This is a genomic window from Flavobacterium myungsuense (genome assembly GCF_042677265.1).
Classification (GTDB): Bacteria; Bacteroidota; Bacteroidia; order Flavobacteriales; family Flavobacteriaceae; genus Flavobacterium; species Flavobacterium myungsuense.
In genome coordinates, this window is record NZ_JBHTIZ010000022.1 from 28555 (window position 1) to 47891 (window position 19337).

Sequence of the window (19337 nt, forward strand, 5' to 3'; positions counted from 1 at the left end):
GTTTATAGTTTGTTGTTGACTAACCATAAACAACAAACTGCAAACAATAAACTTTTTTAATCTGCTATGTTAGGATTCAACCATTTTATGGCCATATCAGTTGAAATATTTCTTCGTTTGGCATAATCAATTACTTGGTCTTCTTTTATTTTTCCAAGTCCGAAATACTTACTTTCTGGGTTTCCAAAATAGTATCCAGACACAGATGATGCTGGCCACATCGCCATACTTTCGGTCAAAGTTACACCAATTTCTTTTTCCACATTTAACAATTTCCAAATTGTTGGTTTTTCAAGATGGTCAGGACAAGCTGGATATCCTGGTGCTGGTCGAATTCCTTTGTATTCTTCATCAATCATTGCTTCGGCACTTAAAGCTTCCTCTTTAGAATAACCCCAAATTTCTTTACGGATTTTTTCGTGTAAATATTCAGCAAAGGCTTCAGCAAATCGATCAGCTAAAGCTTTTACCATTATGGAGTTATAATCATCTAAATCCTTTTCGAATTCAGCAGCCCATTCGTCAACACCAAAACCAGTGGTCACACAAAATGCACCCATATAATCGACGACTCCATTATCTTTTGGAGCAATGAAATCAGCTAATGCAATGTTTGGAGCTCCTTTAGTTTTTTGGGATTGTTGACGCAAGGTCAAGAATGTCTGCAATGGCTTTCCGTTTTCATCTGTCAATTCAATATCGTCATCGTTGATTTGATTGGCTGGGAAGATTCCATAAATTCCTTTAGCTTGCAATTTCTTTTCTTTCAAAATGACTTTCATCATTTCCTGAGCATCCGCAAAAACAGAAGTTGCTTGTTCACCCACAAGCTCATCGGTTAGAATCGCTGGATATTTTCCGAACAATTCCCATGTTCTAAAAAATGGTGTCCAATCGATATAAGGAACCAAAACATCTAAGTCTACTGCTATAACTTGCTCTCCAATTCTATTTGGTTTAACAGGAGTAAAATTTGCCCAATCTAATTGCAATTTATTTTTTCGTGCTTGTTCTATAGTCAAGAAATTCTTATCTCTAGAACGGTTCAGAAACGACTCTCTAAACAAATCATAATCTGCACGAATATCTTGAGTATATTTTTCTCTATTGTCGTCTAATAAATTTCCTGCAACAGTAACAGCTCTAGAAGCATCATTAACGTGTATAACCGTTTCCCTATATTGCGGTGCTATTTTTACTGCTGTATGTGCACGTGAAGTTGTTGCTCCTCCAATCATTATTGGAACTTTCATTCCTCGTTTATCTAATTCTTTAGCGAGGTAAACCATTTCATCTAATGACGGTGTAATCAAACCGCTCAAACCAATTATATCAACATTGTGCTCTACAGCAGCAGCAATTATTTTTTCAGGTGGAACCATTACACCAAGGTCGATGATTTCGTAATTATTACAAGCCAAAACTACCGAAACTATGTTTTTACCAATATCGTGTACATCACCTTTTACAGTAGCCATTAATATTTTTCCATTGCCTTGCTTGTCGCCAACTTGTTTAGACGCTTCAATAAAAGGCAACAAATAGGCAACTGCTTTTTTCATCACTCGAGCTGATTTTACTACTTGAGGTAAAAACATTTTTCCCGAACCAAACAAATCTCCTACCACATTCATACCAGCCATTAGATTGATTTCGATTACTTCAATTGGCTTTGAAGCAGCCAATCTAGCTTCTTCGACATCAATTTCTATAAAGGCGTCAACTCCTTTTACCAAGGAATGAGTGATTCGCTCTTGAACAGTTCCTGAACGCCATTCTTGAACTGCTTTATCATTACTTTTAACATCGCCTTTTACATTTTCTGCAAAGTCTAATAACCGCTCAGTAGCATCATCGCGGCGATCTAGAATTACATCTTCAACGTGTTCTAATAAATCTTTTGGAATTTCATCATAAATAGACAACATCTCTGGGTTTACAATTCCCATTGTCATTCCGTTTTTAATGGCATGGTACAAGAAAACCGAATGCATCGCTTCACGAACTGTGTCATTTCCTCTAAACGAAAACGAAACGTTACTCACTCCTCCACTGATGTGTGCATGAGGCAAATTTTCTCGAACCCATTTGGTTCCTCTAAAAAAATCTAAAGCATTCAAACGATGCTCCTCCATACCAGTTGCTACAGGAAATATATTTAAATCGAAAATAATATCTTGCGGCGGAAAATTTACTTTGTTGACCAAAATATCATAGGATCGTTGGCAAATTTCCACTCTTCGATCATAATTATCGGCTTGACCTACTTCGTCAAAAGCCATAACGATTACTGCAGCACCGTACCTTTTAATTAATTTGGCATGATGAATGAATTGCTCTTCTCCTTCTTTTAACGAAATGGAGTTCACTACACATTTTCCTTGAACGACTTTCAAGCCTGCCTCGATGATATCCCATTTCGAGCTATCAATCATGATAGGAACGCGTGATATATCGGGTTCGGCTGCAATTAAATTCAGAAATTTTGTCATAGCATATTGACCATCCAACATTCCTTCATCCATATTAATATCGATGATTTGCGCACCGCCTTCAACCTGCTCTTTTGCAATGCTTAATGCTTCCTCGTACTTTTCTTCCTTAACTAATCGAAGAAATTTTCTAGAACCTGTAACATTAGTACGTTCGCCAACGTTAACAAATACGCTTTCTGGCGTAATAATTAAGGGTTCTAATCCTGATAATACTAGGTTTCTTCTACTTTCTGCTTGTGCCATTTTTTATTTTTTTACTGCTAATTCACTCTTGTTTTGTGAATCATTAGTTATAATTTAGACACTAAATCGTGTCTGTTTATATTTACATCACCGCCGTCGAAACTCTCGGTTTATATTCCTTCGCAATATCAGCAATCAGTTTGATATGATTTGGGGTTGTTCCACAACAACCGCCTATTATGTTTACTAAATTATCTTCGAGATAGCTACGAATTTGGGCTTGCATTTGCTCCGGCGTTTCGTCGTATTCTCCAAAAGCGTTAGGCAAACCTGCGTTAGGATGCGCCGAAATATTGAACGAAGTGTTGTGCGACAAAGTTTGCAAATAGGGTTTTAACAAATCGGCACCAAGGGCACAATTAAATCCTACGCTCAACAACGGAATATGCGACACTGAAATCAAGAATGCTTCTACCGTTTGTCCAGAAAGCGTTCTTCCCGAAGCATCCGTAATCGTTCCTGAAACCATTATCGGAATATCGATATGGCGTTCGTCTTTAACTTCTTCAATGGCAAAAAGTGCTGCTTTGGCATTTAAAGTGTCAAAAATGGTTTCTACCAAAAGTAAATCTACACCACCATCAAGTAGCGCTTCGACTTGTTGTTTGTAAGCTATGCGTAAATCATCAAAAGTTACGGCTCTATATCCTGGATCGTTAACGTCTGGAGACATACTGGCCGTTCTGTTTGTTGGACCAATAGAACCCGCTACAAATCGAGGTTTATCAGGATTTTTAGCTGTAAACTCATCAGCGACTTCTCGAGCAATTTTAGCAGATTGATAGTTTAGTTCGTATACGTAGTCTTCTAGATGATAATCGGCCATCCCGATTGTTGTACCTGAAAAAGTATTAGTTTCAACTATATCAGCACCAGCTTCATAATAAGCGGCATGAACGTCCTTTATGGCTTGTGGTTGTGTTAATGATAATAAATCGTTGTTGCCCTTTAGAGAATGTGGAAAATCTTTGAATTGTACTCCACGAAAATCTTCTTCCGAAAAATTATAACGTTGCAACATCGTTCCCATTGCCCCATCGAGGACGAGAATTCTTTTTTGTATCGCTTCTTGAATTGTTGACATAGTTATTTATGAAAATCTCACTTAGAGATGTATTTTTAAATTCGAATTGCAAAGTAACGCAATAGCCTTACCACTTGCAAATGATAAGGCTATTTTGATAGTATATACTAACTTAAATTTTTAGGTTATTGCCTTTACCACTGCTTTTGGAGCTTCTTTACGGGTTCCGTCAAATCCGTCAACACCAGAAACAGTTGTATATTTCATAACATATTTTTTACCTGGATTGATAATTTGATACGCCGCTTGACACATTAAAGTAGCTTCATGAAATCCGCAAAGAATCAATTTCAACTTTCCAGGATACGTATTTACATCTCCAATGGCAAAAATTCCCGGAATATTGGTTTGATAATCTAAAGCATTATTTACTTTAATCGCATTTTTCTCAATTTCAAGACCCCAGTCACCTATAGGCCCTAATTTTGGTGTAAGTCCAAAAAGTGGAATAAAATAATCTGTCGGAATATTTCTATGCGCGCCTTCTATATCTACATCAACAGATTCTAAATGTTCAGCTCCGTTTAACCCAACAACTTCTCCTGGAGTAATCATTTTTATTTTTCCAGCATTTTTTAATTCTTGTACTTTTTCTACAGAATCTAAAGCACCTCTAAATTCATTTCTTCTATGTATCAAAGTTACTTCAGTTGCAACATTAGACAAGAAAATACTCCAATCTAAGGCAGAATCTCCACCGCCTGCAATTACAACTTTTTTGTCTCTGAATTTTTCTGGATTTTTAATGAAATATTTAATCCCTTTGTCTTCATAGAACTCTATATCTTCAATTAATGGTTTTCTTGGTTCAAAACTTCCTAAACCACCAGCGATAGCAACAACAGGAGCGTGAAATTTTTTACCTTTATTTGAGGTTACAATAAAAGTTCCATCTTCTTGTTTTTGGATCGTTTCTGCACGTTCTCCTAGTGTAAATCCTGGTTCAAACTGTTTAATTTGTTCCATTAAATTATTAACCAAATCTCCTGCCAATATATCTGGAAATCCCGGAATATCATAAATTGGTTTTTTGGGATATAATTCTGATAATTGTCCACCTGGTTGTGGCAATGCATCTAAAATGTGACATTTTAATTTTAATAATCCTGCTTCAAAAACGGCAAATAAACCTGTTGGTCCTGCCCCTATTATAAGTATGTCTGTTTTAACCATCTTTCTATTCTTTACTATTTATGCTTCTTTATTTTTTAATGCTTCTGTAATTTCATTCATTTTTTGGACTTTCTCTTCAAAATTTCCTTTTAAAGTTTTACGATATTCATTAAGGTTTTCTACCATTTTATTGATGTCTTCTGGAATAATTTCTTCAAAAAATTCTCTTAACCTTTTTGCGGTTGTTGGCGATTTTCCGTTAGTAGAAATGGCTATTTTTACATTTCCTTTAGTTACAATTCCTCCCAAATAATAATCGCATAATGGTGGAGTATCTGCTATATTGCAAATCAGATACCTCTTTCTAGATAAATCGTAAACTCTTTTGTTTACTTTTAAATCATCGGTGCATGCTATAACCATATTGCGTTTGCGAAGCATCCAGCGATTAAACTTTTTATACGTCAATTTTACTGAAGGATGTTTTTGTGCTAAAGCTTCTAATTCTGGTAAAAACTTTGGTGCCACCACCTCTACATTTGCATTTGGACTGGATTTTAGCATAAACGATAACTTTTCTAAACCCACATTACCTCCACCTACAATAAGTACATTGAGGTTGTGTAACTTTAAAAAAATTGGATATAACTCGTTTCTTTCCACTATATTTTAGCTAAATCTTTGGCTCTATATTCTTCAATTGTATCAAAAAAGGCAATTCCTTCTTGAATATACTTTTGTGCAAACTCTTTAATTGGTTCGTTTTCTTTTATTTGATATACTATACTTGCAAATGTGGCATTCAACTCTATTTTATTAGTTGCTGTAAATACGGTATCAAACAAATCGATAATCCCAGCGTGGTGGTTTGTTTTTTGGTTTTCAGCTAATAATAAAGCTTTAGCACCATTTACAAATCCTGCATAAGCCAAGTAAATAGCATCTGACCATTTCTCTTCTTGAAAAGCTTCTTGCGCAAATGTTAATTTGTCTTTAGCCTCATAAATTAAAGTAGCTACTAAATCAATTACTACTCCGGCGCATTCTCCTACTCCAACAGCTTTTACGTAGTTGTCTGCATTTCCCCAATCTATAAAATCGGCTTCGGTTAAATTAGTTACATCAGCTAAAGGTTTCAAGAATTCATAAAAATATTTTTCACCTTTGGCATCATAATAATTCAAGAACGATTGTCCGTTAGCATTTGCTTCAAAATCATTTAAAATGAGACGTAAAGCATCAGGTCCGCGACGACTTGGAATTTTGATTACTTTGTCTGAAAAACGTCCTTCTCCGTTTCCTAAATTTCCACCACCTAAAAGTACCTGTAAAGCTGGCGCTACTAGTTTTCCTGAATTGATTGACATTCCTTGAAAACCAATTTCTGCCATATTATGTTGTCCGCAAGCGTTCATACAACCACTAATTTTAATAGTGATTTCGCTATTGTTTGCATACTTTGGATACTCTGCCGCAAGCACTCTTTCTAATTCATCTGCAATTCCTGTGCTACTGGCAATACCTAAATTACAAGTGTCGGTTCCTGGACAAGCGGTAATGTCAGCAGTACTATTATACCCTAAAGTTACAAAATCTAACTTGGCCAATTCTTGATAGAAAAATGGTAAGTCTTCTTCTTTTACGTGACGAATTAATATGTTTTGTCTTAATGTAAAACGCAATTCATTTGTAGCATAATTTTTAATTAAATAAGCCAATTGTCTAGCGTTGTCTAAATAAAAATCGCCTAAAGCAATTTTAATTCCTATGGCTACATAACCCTTTTGTTTTTGGGCAATTACGTTTGATTTTTTCCAAGCTTCAAATGCCTGTACATCATCAATAACTACTTTTGGTGCTGCTTGTAATGGTTCTGGGATTTCTCCTTCAAAAGCAGTAGGATCAATCTCTACCGTTTGGTATGATAATGCTTTTTTCTCTTCTTCAACCAATCGTAAAAACTCGTCTTTACCAATTTCTTTGATTAAGAATTTCATACGAGCTTTTAGACGTTTTGCTCTTTCGCCATAACGATCAAATATTCTAAGAATTCCTTCGGTTGTTGGAATTATTTGATTCGCAGGAACAAACTCCGATAACAATTCTGCATGGTGAGGTTGTGAACCTAATCCTCCTCCTAGCATAACTTTAAATCCTCTTTCACCATTTACTATTTTTGGAATAAATCCTAAATCGTGTAAATAACTCAACGCTGTATCTTTATCCGATGATGAAAATGACATTTTAAATTTACGTCCCATTTCCTGACACACTGGATTTCTCAAGAAAAACTGAAATAATGCGTGTGCGTAAGGCGACACATCAAAAGGTTCATCGGGATCTATACCAGCGGTTTCGCTAGCGGTTATATTTCGTACGGTGTTTCCACAAGCTTCTCTCAAGGTGACATCATCTTTTTCTAACTCTGCCCAAAGTTGCGGTGTTCTATCTAAGCTTACATAGTGAATTTGAATATCCTGACGTGTTGTAATATGCAAACGTCCTGTTGAATATTCCTCAGAAACTTTACAAATACGAGTTAATTGTTCGCTTGTTACTTTACCAAAAGGCAATTTAATACGAATCATTTGCACGCCTTCCTGACGCTGACCGTAAACACCACGAGCTAAACGCAGACTACGAAAACGTTCATCATCGATTTTACCATCACGGAATAAAGCAATTTTTCTTTCTAAATCGATAATATCCTTTTGTACTATCGGATTTTCTATTTCTGTTTGAAAACTTTCCATTTCTATTGTTTTTGGTTTATAGTTTGTGGATGAATCCTTTGCTATACAACAAACTAATAACTATTTTATAAATCCTACTCCTGCAGTTGTGTTTGTTGCAGCATCAATTAATATAAATGCACCATTTGATTTGTTATCAGTATAAGCATCAAAATAAATGGCTTTACTTAATTTAATGGATACTTCTCCTATTTCGTTAATTGTCAATTGAGAGGCAGGAGTTTTTCCTGAATAATCGGTAGCAATAACATTTTTTACGCTATCAATTTTGGCCAAAACCCTATTAGTGTTGTGCTGAACAAAATACTTTGCTCCTGCTACTAATTTTTTGCTATCCATCCAACAAACAGTTGTTGTGATGTCTTTTTCTACTTTTGGAAGTTCGGTTGATTTTACAATCATATCGCCTCTTGTCACATTGATATCATTTTCTAATTCAATGGTGATTGAAGAACCAGCTGTAGCTTCATCAAATTGCTTATCAAAAAAGTGAATGTTCGTTACTTTAGATTCTGTTAATGAAGGAAGAACTGTCACAGCATCACCAACCTTAATGGAGTTTCCGTATAATTTTCCGGCATATCCTCTAAAATCATGATATTCTTCTGTTTTTGGACGAATAACGGTTTGAACAGGAAAACGTGCAATTCCGTTTTCGTAAATATCATTTGGTTCAAGATTTTCTAAATGTTCTAAAACAGTTTGCCCAGTGTACCATGGCATATTCTCAGACTTATCAGCAACATTTCCACCATTAATAGCACTTAGCGGAATGTAACTTACGTTTTGCTCTTTGAAAGCACTTTTTGCGTTTAAAGCTTGGAAATCTGTTTTGATTTTATTGAAAACTTCTTCTGAATAATCAACTAAATCCATTTTATTAATGGCTACAATCACATCTTTTACTCTTAATAAATTATTGATAAAAAAGTGACGGTACGTTTGCTCAATTACTCCTTTACGCGCATCGATTAAAATGATAGATACTTGTGAAGTCGAAGCTCCTGTAACCATGTTACGTGTATACTCTACGTGACCTGGAGTATCTGCAATGATGTAACTTTTTTTGGCAGTCGAAAAATAGATATGTGCTACATCTATAGTAATTCCTTGTTCTCTCTCAGCAACTAAACCATCGGTGGCTAAAGAAAAATCAAGATAATCATATCCTTTTTGCTTGCTACTCTTTTCTATTGCTTCAATTTTATCTGTAGTCAATGATTTCGTATCGTATAATAATCTTCCGATTAAAGTACTTTTCCCATCATCTACACTTCCTGCTGTTGCTATTTTTAAAACTTCCATTCTTATTTTTTGTTTAAAGTTTAAAAGTTTAAGGTTTCACGTTTTGAAAACTTCACTTATAAACTTCTTATTTTTTTATACTTACTTCTTAAATTTCTAAAAATTAAATTCTAAAAATACCCTTGCTGTTTTCTTTTTTCCATGGCAGCTTCTGAACGTTTATCGTCTATTCTTGCTCCTCTTTCAGAAATTGTCGAAGAACGAATCTCTCCCACTACCTCTTGAATTGTTGCCGCATAGGATTCAACTGCTGCTGTACAACTCATATCTCCAACAGTTCTAAAACGAACTATTCTTTCTTCAATTTGTTCATCTTCTTCTTGGTAAACAAAAGGAGAATGTGACCATATTAACCCATCTCTTAAAAAAACTTTGCGCTTGTGCGAAAAGTATATTGATGGAATTTCTATTTGTTCTTGTTCGATATAACTCCAAACATCTAATTCTGTCCAGTTTGAAATGGGAAATACACGCACGTTTTGACCATTTTCAATCTTTCCGTTGAGTAAATCAAACAATTCAGGTCGTTGGTTTTTTTCATCCCACTGACCAAAATCGTCACGAACAGAAAAGATACGTTCTTTGGCTCTTGCTTTCTCTTCATCACGACGAGCTCCTCCTATACAAGCATCAAATTTAAATTCTTCAATAGCGTCTAATAAAGTAGTCGTTTGAAGTGTATTTCTACTAGAATACTTTCCTGTTTCTTCCACTACTTTTCCTTCATCGATAGCATCTTGCACATTACGAACAATCAATTCTAATCCTAATTCAGCTACTAATTTATCTCTGAATTCGATTGTTTCAGGGAAATTATGACCTGTATCAACATGCAACAGAGGAAAAGGAATTTTTGCAGGAAAAAATGCTTTTTGTGCTAAACGCACCAAAGTTATTGAATCTTTTCCCCCAGAAAAAAGTAAAACGGGTTTGTCGAATTGAGAAATTACTTCTCTGAATATATAAATTGCTTCGCTTTCTAAAGCATTTGTTTTTAATATTGAACTCATTTTTATTTTTTTAAAAGTTTAAAATTTAAAGTTTCAGGTTGTTGTGACCTCCACTAAAAATCTCTTAACTATTATTATTTTTTCTTTTCTCTTTATTCTAACTTCTTTCTTCTATTTTTGGTGTAAACCACATTCTTTATGACTTGATTCCCAAGACCATCGTCCGGCTCTAATATCTTCTCCTTCGGCAATAGCTCTAGTGCACGGAGCACAACCTATACTTACAAATCCTTTTTTGTGTAAAGTGTTTTGAGGCACATTGTTGTCATCAATATATTTTTGAACTTCTTCAAGACTCCATTTTAGCAACGGATTAAACTTAATGATATTGAAATGAGCATCGTATTCAAAAGCCGACAAATCACTTCGATTCTCCGATTGCTCTGCACGAAGTCCTGTAATCCAAATTTCATATCCTTTTAAGGCCTTTGTTAATGGAACTACTTTGCGGATAAAACAACATTCTTTTCTGTTCTCTACCGATTCGTAAAAGCTGTTTGGCCCTTTTGTATTTAATAAATTTTCTACATCGGCGGTTTCAGGAAAATACGTTTTAATACCTACTTTATACTTTTTTTCTGTTTTATGAAAAACATCGTAGGTTTCTTGAAACAATCTTCCTGTATCTAATGTAAAAACAGTAATTGGCAAATTGTTTTTAGCAATTAAAGCGGTAATCACTTGATCTTCTTGCCCGAAAGAAGTCGAAAAAACCACTTTATCTTTGTACTCATTAGCTAAAAAAGATAATGTTTCCTCGATAGAGAAATCCTTTGTTTTATCTAATAAATTATTTACTATAGCTGTACTCATTATACTAATTTAGATAAGGTTCTTAAACTCAAAATGATTATCAATATTCCAACAATAATCATCATTGGTTTTCTTTGAATTTTATTTACAAGATAGGCTGCCAATGGTGCAGCAATTACTCCTCCTAAAATTAAACCAATAATTACTTGCCACCCATGAATGCCTCCAAAAAGCATAAAAGTAATTCCGCTGGCAAAAGAAACCGCAAATTCAGCAGCATTTACAGACCCAATTGTATAACGAGGATTTCGGCCTCTACCGAGTAATGTAGAGGTAACAATCGGCCCCCAACCACCGCCACCAACTGAATCCATAAAACCTCCAAAAGAAGCTAAGATTCCCAAACGTTTGGTTTTCTTTTTTACAATATTTTTTTGAATCGCTTTCCTAATAATAATGACAGCCAAAATCATCATATACACAGCAATAAAGGGCTTTATAACATCGCCATCAATAACATCTGACAACAAGTAGGCTCCCGTAATAGAACCCAAAACACCTGGTATTAATAAATGACGAACTAATTTTTTATTAATATTTCCAAAACGATGATGTGAAATTGCTGATGCACCTGTAGTAAACATCTCAGCAACGTGAACTCCTGTACTACTAATTACTGGCGGAACTCCATAAGCTAATAAAAATGAGGTTGATGTTGCTCCATAGCCCATTCCTAAAGTTCCGTCGACTAATTGAGCAAAAACACCAATACAGAAAAAAACTAAAAATTCTTTATCAAATCCTGCAACAAATCCTGCCCACGAAAAATCATCGTAATGTTTATATACTAAAATTGAAATTAATCCTAATATCAAAGAAACAGGCACAATAACCCAAAGTCGTTTTGCAAAATCACTATTTTGAATAGTTCCAACAGAATTATTGACAAATCGTTTAATCATAATTATAATTTTTATTAAAATCTACTACCCTATCGGAATGATAGATTAAAGCACAAAAGTAATATTTTTATATAAACTACAAAACTTTATTTTATAAATTATTTGTTAAAATGCGATATCTGCGAGAGAATTGTTTTCGAGTATCTTTAAAGTATTATCACGAACTTCTATCATTAGCTTTCGAACGGCACAAAGTGCTTCATCAGAACAATCGTCACATTTTTCATAAAAATTATGACTCGCGCAAGGCAACAAAGCAATTGGTCCTTCAAGAATGCGATAAACAATAGCCATGTTTATTTCTTTAGGATCTTTAATTAAGTAATAACCGCCACCTTTTCCTTTTTTTGCTCCTAAAAATCCTGAATGGCGCAAAAGCAACAAAATGCTTTCTAAAAACTTTAAAGAAATGTGTTCTGCCTTTGCTATTTCAGCAATTTGAACTGGAGTTTGATTTTCTTGGCGTGCCAAAAAAGTCAATGCTTTTATTCCGTATTTTGTTTTCTTTGAAAGCATAATTGGTTTTAGATTGCTGATTGACGATTACTGATTTCTGATTTAAAATAATCCAAAATCAATATATCTTATTAGTAATTACAAACTTAGGTTTTTGAATTGAAAAATAATTAAGATTACAAATATTCTTGTTTTAGAAATATAAAATAGATAATGAACTTTCTAAAATCCTAAGCCAAAGCTTGCTTTAAATCGTCAATAACATCTTTTACAGTTTCTAAACCTACTGAAATTCTCACTAAACCATCGGTAATACTTACTGCCAACCTTTCTTCAACAGATAACTTACTATGCGTTGTAGAGGCTGGATGTGTAACAATTGTTCTTGTATCACCTAAATTTGCTGAAAGCGAACATAATTTTATGTTATTCAAGAATTTTCTTCCAGCTTCAATTCCGCCTTTAATCTCAAAAGCAACAATATTTCCTCCCAAACTCATTTGCTTTTTGGCAATTTCATATTGTGGATGCGATTTCAAAAACGGATATTTTACAGTATTAACATTAGGATGTGCTTCTAAAAACTCGGCAACTTTAAAAGCATTCTCACAATGCCTGTCTAAACGAACCGCTAAAGTTTCTAAACTTTTAGATAAAACCCATGCATTAAATGGTGACAAAGCTGGCCCAGTGTTTCTTGAAAACAAATATATTTCACGAATTAAATCTTCTCTACCTACTGTAACTCCTCCCAAAACACGACCTTGACCGTCAATTAATTTTGTAGCAGAATGAATTACTAAATGTGCGCCAAATTTTATTGGTTGCTGAATGTAGGGTGTTGCAAAACAGTTATCGATAATTAAAATCAGATTGTGTTTTTTAGCAATTGCTCCCAGTAATTCTAAATCGATAATATCAATGGCTGGATTTGTAGGCGATTCTGCATACAAAATTTTAGTATTGGGTTGAATACAACTCTCAATAGTTTCGGGTTTATTGATATCGAAATAAGTGGTTTGAATATTCCATTTTGGAAAATAATTTACAAATAAAGCATGAGTCGAACCAAAAACACTTCCCGCAGAAACAATATGATCACCAGCGTTTAGCAAAGCCGCAAAAGTAGAATATACCGCAGCCATTCCTGTTGCAAAAGCATAACCGGCTTCTGCTCCTTCCATTTTACAAATTTTATCTACAAATTCAGTAGTATTTGGATTGCTAAAACGGCTGTAAATGTTGCGCTCTTTCTCTTCGGTAAAAGAAGCTCGCATATCCTCAGCATCTTCAAATACAAAACTTGATGTTAAATATAAAGGCACTGAGTGTTCTTGAAATTTTGTTCTTTCTAATTGTGTTCGTATGGCTTGGGTTTCAAAACCGTATTCTGAATCGTTCATTTTTTGTTTATTGTTTGTTGTTTTTAGTTTATAGTTGTTGGATTTAAATTTTGGCTAATTCCAAACCATTCAAAACTACTTTATAATGTATAGTTGCTGTTGGTTCTAAAGTTTTAGAAACCGAGCAATATTTTTCGAAAGACAATTGTGCTGCTTTTGCCGCTTTATCCCCTTTTATGTTACCTTCCAAATAAAAAACTACGTAAATATCTTTGAATGGTTTTGCCTCTCCAACTTGAACCCGTTCTCCTTCTACCTCAGCTTTAAAAGAAGCGATTTCTTGACGTTGTTTTTTTAAAATTGAAATCATATCGATTCCGCTGCAACCTGCAACTCCCATTAATACTAATTCCATTGGACTTGGCCCCATATCATTTCCACCAAAATCGGGTCTAGCATCTACATTTACTATGTGTCCTCGATCGTTTTTTAGTTCGAAGTGAAAGTTTTCATTTACTCTGTTTAATGTAATTTTCATTTTATATTTAATTTAAATCTGAAATCAAAAATCTCAATTCTACAATCTGAAATCCCTACCCTTTATCGGATAATCTTAAAATATCGCCAAAAACACCACGAGCTGTAACTGCCGATCCTGCTCCTGCTCCCTGAATTACTATTGGCCTGTCACCATAAGATTCTGTATAAATTTCGAAGAACGAATCAGAACCTTTTAATCCGCCCAAAGCAGTATCTGATGGCACTGAAACTAGTTTTACTTCAAGATTTCCTTTCTCGTTTTGCAAATTACCTGATAATTCGCCTATATATCTCAATACGTGATTTGGTTTTTGTTCTGCTTTTATTTTGCTATAAATTGCATCAAACTCGGTCAATTTATATAGAAAATCTGTTACATTTCCTTGACGCAAATGCTCTGGAATTAAATTTTGAATATTTATTTCTTCAAACTCATTTTGCAAATCTAATTCTCTTGCCAGAATCAATAATTTTCTACCTACATCATTGCCACAAAGGTCTTCTCTGGGGTCGGGTTCGGTGTAGCCATTGTCGATTGCTTCTTTCAGAATTTCGCTAAACGGAACGTCTTTAGCAGAAAAATTATTGAATAAATAACTCAGAGTCCCTGAGAAAACTCCTTTTATTTTAGTTATGTTTTCACCTGAAAGATGCAATAATTTTATAGTATCGATTAATGGCAATCCGGCACCAACATTAGTCTCGTATAGATATGTTTTTTGATTGTCTTCTAATACTTTTCGCAATTGTTTGTAAAAAGCATAACTCAAGGTGTTTGCAACTTTATTTGAGGAAACTAAATCGAAACTATTCTCTACCAACTTGATGTAATTCTCCACAAAAATAGCACTTGCAGTATTATCAATTGCAATTAAATTCTCCAAATTATGTTCATTTACAAAAGCTATAACGTCGTTAATTGTATAAGAACTTCCATTGGTTTGAATTTCATTTCTCCAATTGGTAGAAACCCCATTTTTATTTAACAAAAGGCTTTTAGAATTTGCAATGGCAAAAACATTTAACTTAATTCCTTTTCTATTTTCAATGGCAGCAGCCGACTCTAAAAGTTGATTGACTAAGGTGCCTCCTACTAATCCGTGACCGAAAATGGCAATATTTATTTTTTTAGAAACACCAAAAATCTCACCGTGAATTACATTCAACGCTTTGTTAAGTTCCGATTTTTTTACTACTAAACTCACGTTCTTTCCAGTAACCGTATTGTTGAAAAGTATTGGAATTATTTTATTTTTGATAAGCGCAGTATATGGTTTATGAAACGTACTTAAATCCTGACCAATAATCGAAATTACTGCTACATTATCGGTAACGGTTATTTTATTGACATCTTTAGAATAAAAATCATTTTCGAATTCTTTTTCTAACTCAATCATGGCTTTAGTAGCCTTATCAGCAGATACAACCAGACCAATTCCTCGCTCTGATGAGCCTTGCGAAATAATACTTACACTTATATTATGGTCGCCCATAACTTTAAAAATACGAGCATCAACTCCTGTTTTTCCTAATAATCCTCGCCCTTCAAGATTTACAAGCGAGACATTATCTAAAACTGAAAGCGATTTAATTCCTTCTTTATTTGAATTTGATGTGATTAAAGTTCCATCATTATCATTGTTAAAAGTGTTTAAAATTCGTAAAGGAATATTTTTCTCTAATAATGGAATAATTGTTTTAGCATGCAAAATCGTAGCTCCAAAATTGGCTAATTCGTTGGCTTCATTAAAAGATAAATGATCTATTTTTTTTGCATCTAAAACTAAATCTGGATTGGCAGTATAAATGCCATCAACATGTGTATAATTTTGAAGCTCCGATGCATTTAGGTAATTGGCTATTAACGAAGCAGTATAATTGCTTCCATTTTTTCCTAAAGTAGTGGTTTCGCTTTTATTATTCGACCCAATAAAACCTGTAATTATATTAACCGAATCTTTATTCTCTTTAAAATACTGAACAATATTTTTCTTTGAAACTTGATCTAAAGGCTGCGCATCGCCAAACTTTGAATCGGTTATTATAAGCTCTCTAGTATCGGTAAAGTTAGCATTAATCCCTTTTTTTATTAAAACTGCGGTAATTAATTTGGCAGCCAATAATTCGCCTTGCGATAACACCTGATCTTTTATTTTATCGCTATAATCGCCTATCAAACTTACTCCTTCAAAAAGCTTATCTAATTTTTCGAATTCTTCAGACAAATCTACATCCTTGTATTCCTCTTTTTGATATTCTTTAAAACTTTGTAATAAAGGCTTGTAGTTTCCGTTTTTAGCAGCTATTGTTAAAATATCTTCTAATTCATCTGTTGCATTTCCTCTTGCAGAAACAACTACAGCAATATTTTCACCTTTATTTTTCTTGTCAATAATAATATCTAAAACTTTGTTTATTCCTTCACCGTTGGCTAATGACTTGCCTCCGAATTTCAATATTTTCATTTGTTTGTCTTTTTTATTTTTAAAAACAACTTCTAATAAATTGTCTAATTGATCATATTCCATTAAAAAGGCGTCATGACCGTGTTGTGAGTCTATTTCGCTATAAAAAACATTTTCTTTAAACTTTTTAATTTCTTGATAGGTTTCACGATTTTCATTAGCTGTAAAAAAGAGATCTGAATTGATTCCGATGATGTAAATATTAGCATCTACTTCAGTGATTATCGATTCGAAAGAAATTCTGTTTCGAGTAATATCAATGGTTTTAAGCAATTGATTCATCATTTTATAGGCTGAGAGTTGAAATCTTTTTTGCAACTTTTCACCATGATGATTTAACCAACTTTCTACTTTAAACGTTTCAAGCTGATCGCTGGTATTTCGCTGAAATTTTTCCTTAAATGATTCAGGAGTTCTATAACACAACATGGCGTGAATCCTAGCATCTTCAATAGGCTTACGCGAATTATTGAGGATTTGTTCTTGCAAATAGCAATTAGCAATTAACCAATCTGTCGATTTCCAATCGGTTGCTATAGGAATTAAATTCTCAGTTATTTTGGGTGCTAGTGCTACCATTTCCCAAGCAATCCCTCCTCCAACGGAACCTCCAATAAGTGCAAACAATCGCTTTACTTGTAAAAACTGAAGTCCTTCAAGAAACATTCTGGCAATATCTCGAGTATTAAAATCTAAATAATTATCAATTATATGACCATCAAAACCATTTCCTGGAACATCAAATGATACAATAGTATATTTGCTAATATCTATGGTTTTGTCAATTCCTATCAAATCATTCCACCAACCGTTTTCACCTACTACTTGGGAATTTCCAGTTAATGCATGATTTACAACTATTATTGGTACCGAATTCAATTCAGGTCCAAATACTTGATAGCTTAGATTTATTATAGGACAAAACACACCACTTTCTGTGACAAAATTTTGTAAAACTATATTTTTAGGTTTATAATCCAATTTCAAATCTTTATTGTTTGATGATTTGTATTTGGAAATATTAAAAAGAAAGTTCGAATTGAATTAGAAGACTTCTTGTTGTTATCTGTCCATAAAAAATGGTAGAATGCAGCACCTTCTTCGTTAACCGAAGGGTTGCTAAGGCTTCATCGGGTCTAATCCCTCTGCCTTTCTTTATAACATTTCAATACGGTAATGAACTTAACAGTGCAAATTTACTACTATTTTTTTAATCATACAAATTTTTAGTCTAATAGATTTTACTGATAAGAATTATTAAGAACAACATTGAATTTGAAGATAAAATAAGGTTTATAATTAAAATCAAAAAAATAGTCAGGTATAATTTGCAATTCAAAATGGTTTCATACATTTGCAACCGAATACAAGAGGAAAAATTTGAACTGATTGCAACCTCTTCATAATGACTTAAATTCATTATGGGTACTGAAAAATTTCAGTAGTAAAAATGCTAAAGCAGAAATTCTACTTTAGTCTTTTTAAGCAATTGTTTTTCTCGTTTAATTTTTAAAAACTATAATTATTATGGCTTATTTATTTACGTCAGAATCTGTAAGTGAAGGACACCCAGACAAAGTTGCAGATCAAATTTCGGATGCTTTAATTGATAACTTTTTAGCATTTGATGCTGACTCAAAAGTTGCGTGTGAAACATTAGTTACTACGGGTCAAGTGATTTTGGCGGGTGAGGTAAAATCAAACACTTACTTAGATGTTCAACAAATTGCACGTGAGGTTATTCGTAAAATTGGATATACTAAAAGTGAGTACATGTTTGAAGCCAATTCTTGTGGAATACTTTCAGCTATTCACGAACAATCTGCAGATATTAACCAAGGAGTAGATCGAAAAACCCCAGAAGAGCAAGGAGCTGGCGACCAAGGAATGATGTTTGGTTATGCTACCAATGAGACAGAAAATTACATGCCGTTGGCTTTAGATTTATCACATAAATTATTGCAAGAATTGGCAATTTTACGTCGTGAAAATAAAGAAATAACCTATTTACGTCCTGACGCTAAATCTCAAGTAACTTTGGAGTATAGTGATGATAACCAACCAACTCGTATTGATGCTATTGTGATTTCTACTCAACATGACGATTTTGATGATGAAGCAATTATGCTTGCTAAAATCAAAAAAGATATTGTTGAAATTTTGATTCCTCGAATCATAGCAAAAAATCCTAAACATGCCCATTTATTTAATGAAAAAATTCAATACCATATCAATCCTACTGGGAAATTTGTAATTGGAGGCCCTCATGGCGATACCGGTTTAACAGGAAGAAAAATTATTGTAGATACATATGGCGGAAAAGGGGCTCATGGTGGTGGCGCATTTTCTGGAAAAGATCCAAGTAAAGTAGATCGAAGTGCTGCTTATGCTACTCGTCATATTGCCAAAAACTTAGTTGCAGCTGGAGTCGCTTCAGAAATTTTAGTACAAGTATCCTATGCAATTGGAGTTGCAAAACCTATGGGGATTTTTATTGATACTTACGGAACATCAAAAGTAAATTTAACTAATGGAGAAATTGCGAAAAAAGTTGAGGCTATTTTTGATATGCGTCCCTACTTTATTGAGCAACGTTTGAAATTGAGAAACCCAATTTACAGTGAAACTGCAGCTTACGGCCATATGGGACGTACTCCAGAAACAATAACAAAAACATTCTCTGCTCCCGGCGGAAATGAAAAAACTGTAACGGTTGAATTATTTACTTGGGAAAAACTAGATTTTGTAGAGCAAGTAAAAACTGCTTTTGGAATATAATTAATTGAAATGACTAGTTCTAAATAATAGAAAATGA

At 33.9% G+C, this 19337-nt stretch carries 14 protein-coding genes and 1 riboswitch; of the genes, 1 reads left to right on the top strand and 13 read right to left on the bottom strand.

Features of this window, described 5'->3' with window-relative positions; translation table 11 throughout:
• Positions 1–56 precede the first annotated feature (56 nt).
• The 13 genes from metH to thrA all read right to left on the bottom strand — a co-directional run bounded on the left by metH (position 57) and on the right by thrA (position 17503).
• Positions 57–2738 (bottom strand): methionine synthase, encoded by a 2682-nt coding sequence (gene metH, locus ACFQ0S_RS08030; protein ID WP_379758927.1) that lies wholly within the window; start codon positions 2736–2738, stop codon positions 57–59.
• Positions 2739–2820: 82 nt separating this feature from the next.
• Positions 2821–3822, bottom strand: coding sequence for a homocysteine S-methyltransferase family protein (locus tag ACFQ0S_RS08035; protein WP_379758930.1), 1002 nt, complete (start codon positions 3820–3822; stop codon positions 2821–2823).
• Positions 3823–3942: 120 nt separating this feature from the next.
• Complete coding sequence (locus ACFQ0S_RS08040) at positions 3943–4995, bottom strand: NAD(P)/FAD-dependent oxidoreductase (RefSeq protein WP_379758933.1); 1053 nt, start codon at positions 4993–4995, stop codon at positions 3943–3945.
• A gap of 18 nt (positions 4996–5013) precedes the next feature.
• Positions 5014–5598: a precorrin-2 dehydrogenase/sirohydrochlorin ferrochelatase family protein gene (locus ACFQ0S_RS08045; protein WP_379758936.1), complete on the bottom strand. Its 585-nt coding sequence runs from the start codon at positions 5596–5598 to the stop codon at positions 5014–5016.
• Entirely contained in the window at positions 5598–7688 is a 2091-nt protein-coding gene (locus ACFQ0S_RS08050) for a nitrite reductase (RefSeq protein WP_379758939.1), read from the bottom strand. The genes ACFQ0S_RS08045 and ACFQ0S_RS08050 overlap by 1 nt, the downstream gene beginning before the upstream one ends.
• 60 nt (positions 7689–7748) lie before the next feature.
• Positions 7749–8993 (bottom strand): sulfate adenylyltransferase subunit 1, encoded by a 1245-nt coding sequence (locus ACFQ0S_RS08055; protein WP_379758942.1) that lies wholly within the window; start codon positions 8991–8993, stop codon positions 7749–7751.
• Between the two features lie 110 nt (positions 8994–9103).
• Positions 9104–10003 (bottom strand): sulfate adenylyltransferase subunit CysD, encoded by a 900-nt coding sequence (gene cysD, locus ACFQ0S_RS08060; protein WP_379758945.1) that lies wholly within the window; start codon positions 10001–10003, stop codon positions 9104–9106.
• A 111-nt stretch (positions 10004–10114) separates the two neighbouring features.
• A complete protein-coding gene (locus ACFQ0S_RS08065; protein WP_379758948.1) occupies positions 10115–10816 on the bottom strand; it encodes a phosphoadenylyl-sulfate reductase in 702 nt (233 codons plus the stop codon).
• Positions 10816–11718 (bottom strand): sulfite exporter TauE/SafE family protein, encoded by a 903-nt coding sequence (locus ACFQ0S_RS08070; protein WP_379758951.1) that lies wholly within the window; start codon positions 11716–11718, stop codon positions 10816–10818. The genes ACFQ0S_RS08065 and ACFQ0S_RS08070 overlap by 1 nt, the downstream gene beginning before the upstream one ends.
• Positions 11719–11823: 105 nt before the next feature.
• Positions 11824–12234 carry an RrF2 family transcriptional regulator gene (locus ACFQ0S_RS08075; protein WP_379758954.1) on the bottom strand — a complete coding sequence of 137 codons (411 nt, stop codon included), beginning with the start codon at positions 12232–12234 and terminating at the stop codon, positions 11824–11826.
• A gap of 170 nt (positions 12235–12404) precedes the next feature.
• Positions 12405–13577 carry a trans-sulfuration enzyme family protein gene (locus ACFQ0S_RS08080; protein WP_379758956.1) on the bottom strand — a complete coding sequence of 391 codons (1173 nt, stop codon included), beginning with the start codon at positions 13575–13577 and terminating at the stop codon, positions 12405–12407.
• 43 nt (positions 13578–13620) lie between these two features.
• Entirely contained in the window at positions 13621–14055 is a 435-nt protein-coding gene (locus ACFQ0S_RS08085) for an OsmC family protein (protein WP_379758959.1), read from the bottom strand.
• Positions 14056–14110: 55 nt separating this feature from the next.
• Positions 14111–17503, bottom strand: a complete 3393-nt coding sequence (gene thrA, locus ACFQ0S_RS08090) for a bifunctional aspartate kinase/homoserine dehydrogenase I (protein WP_379759093.1) — start codon at positions 17501–17503, stop codon at positions 14111–14113.
• Between the two features lie 78 nt (positions 17504–17581).
• A riboswitch (SAM riboswitch) is annotated at positions 17582–17686 on the bottom strand.
• Between the two features lie 363 nt (positions 17687–18049).
• Between thrA and metK the strand changes: the two genes are divergently transcribed.
• Positions 18050–19300, top strand: a complete 1251-nt coding sequence (metK, locus tag ACFQ0S_RS08095; protein ID WP_379758962.1) for a methionine adenosyltransferase — start codon at positions 18050–18052, stop codon at positions 19298–19300.
• Positions 19301–19337: the final 37 nt, after the last annotated feature.

Excerpts from the sequence above, each read along its gene's own strand:
- ACFQ0S_RS08070 (WP_379758951.1), bottom strand. The coding sequence starts at position 11,718 with ATGATTAAACGATTTGTCAATAATTCTGTTGGAACTATTCAAAATAGT.
- ACFQ0S_RS08065 (WP_379758948.1), bottom strand. The coding sequence starts at position 10,816 with ATGAGTACAGCTATAGTAAATAATTTATTAGATAAAACAAAGGATTTC.
- ACFQ0S_RS08055 (WP_379758942.1), bottom strand. The coding sequence starts at position 8,993 with ATGGAAGTTTTAAAAATAGCAACAGCAGGAAGTGTAGATGATGGGAAA.
- cysD (WP_379758945.1), bottom strand. The coding sequence starts at position 10,003 with ATGAGTTCAATATTAAAAACAAATGCTTTAGAAAGCGAAGCAATTTAT.
- metK (WP_379758962.1), top strand. The coding sequence starts at position 18,050 with ATGGCTTATTTATTTACGTCAGAATCTGTAAGTGAAGGACACCCAGAC.
- ACFQ0S_RS08080 (WP_379758956.1), bottom strand. The coding sequence starts at position 13,577 with ATGAACGATTCAGAATACGGTTTTGAAACCCAAGCCATACGAACACAA.
- metH (WP_379758927.1), bottom strand. The coding sequence starts at position 2,738 with ATGGCACAAGCAGAAAGTAGAAGAAACCTAGTATTATCAGGATTAGAA.
- ACFQ0S_RS08050 (WP_379758939.1), bottom strand. The coding sequence starts at position 7,688 with ATGGAAAGTTTTCAAACAGAAATAGAAAATCCGATAGTACAAAAGGAT.
- ACFQ0S_RS08035 (WP_379758930.1), bottom strand. The coding sequence starts at position 3,822 with ATGTCAACAATTCAAGAAGCGATACAAAAAAGAATTCTCGTCCTCGAT.
- ACFQ0S_RS08075 (WP_379758954.1), bottom strand. The coding sequence starts at position 12,234 with ATGCTTTCAAAGAAAACAAAATACGGAATAAAAGCATTGACTTTTTTG.
- ACFQ0S_RS08040 (WP_379758933.1), bottom strand. The coding sequence starts at position 4,995 with ATGGTTAAAACAGACATACTTATAATAGGGGCAGGACCAACAGGTTTA.
- ACFQ0S_RS08085 (WP_379758959.1), bottom strand. The coding sequence starts at position 14,055 with ATGAAAATTACATTAAACAGAGTAAATGAAAACTTTCACTTCGAACTA.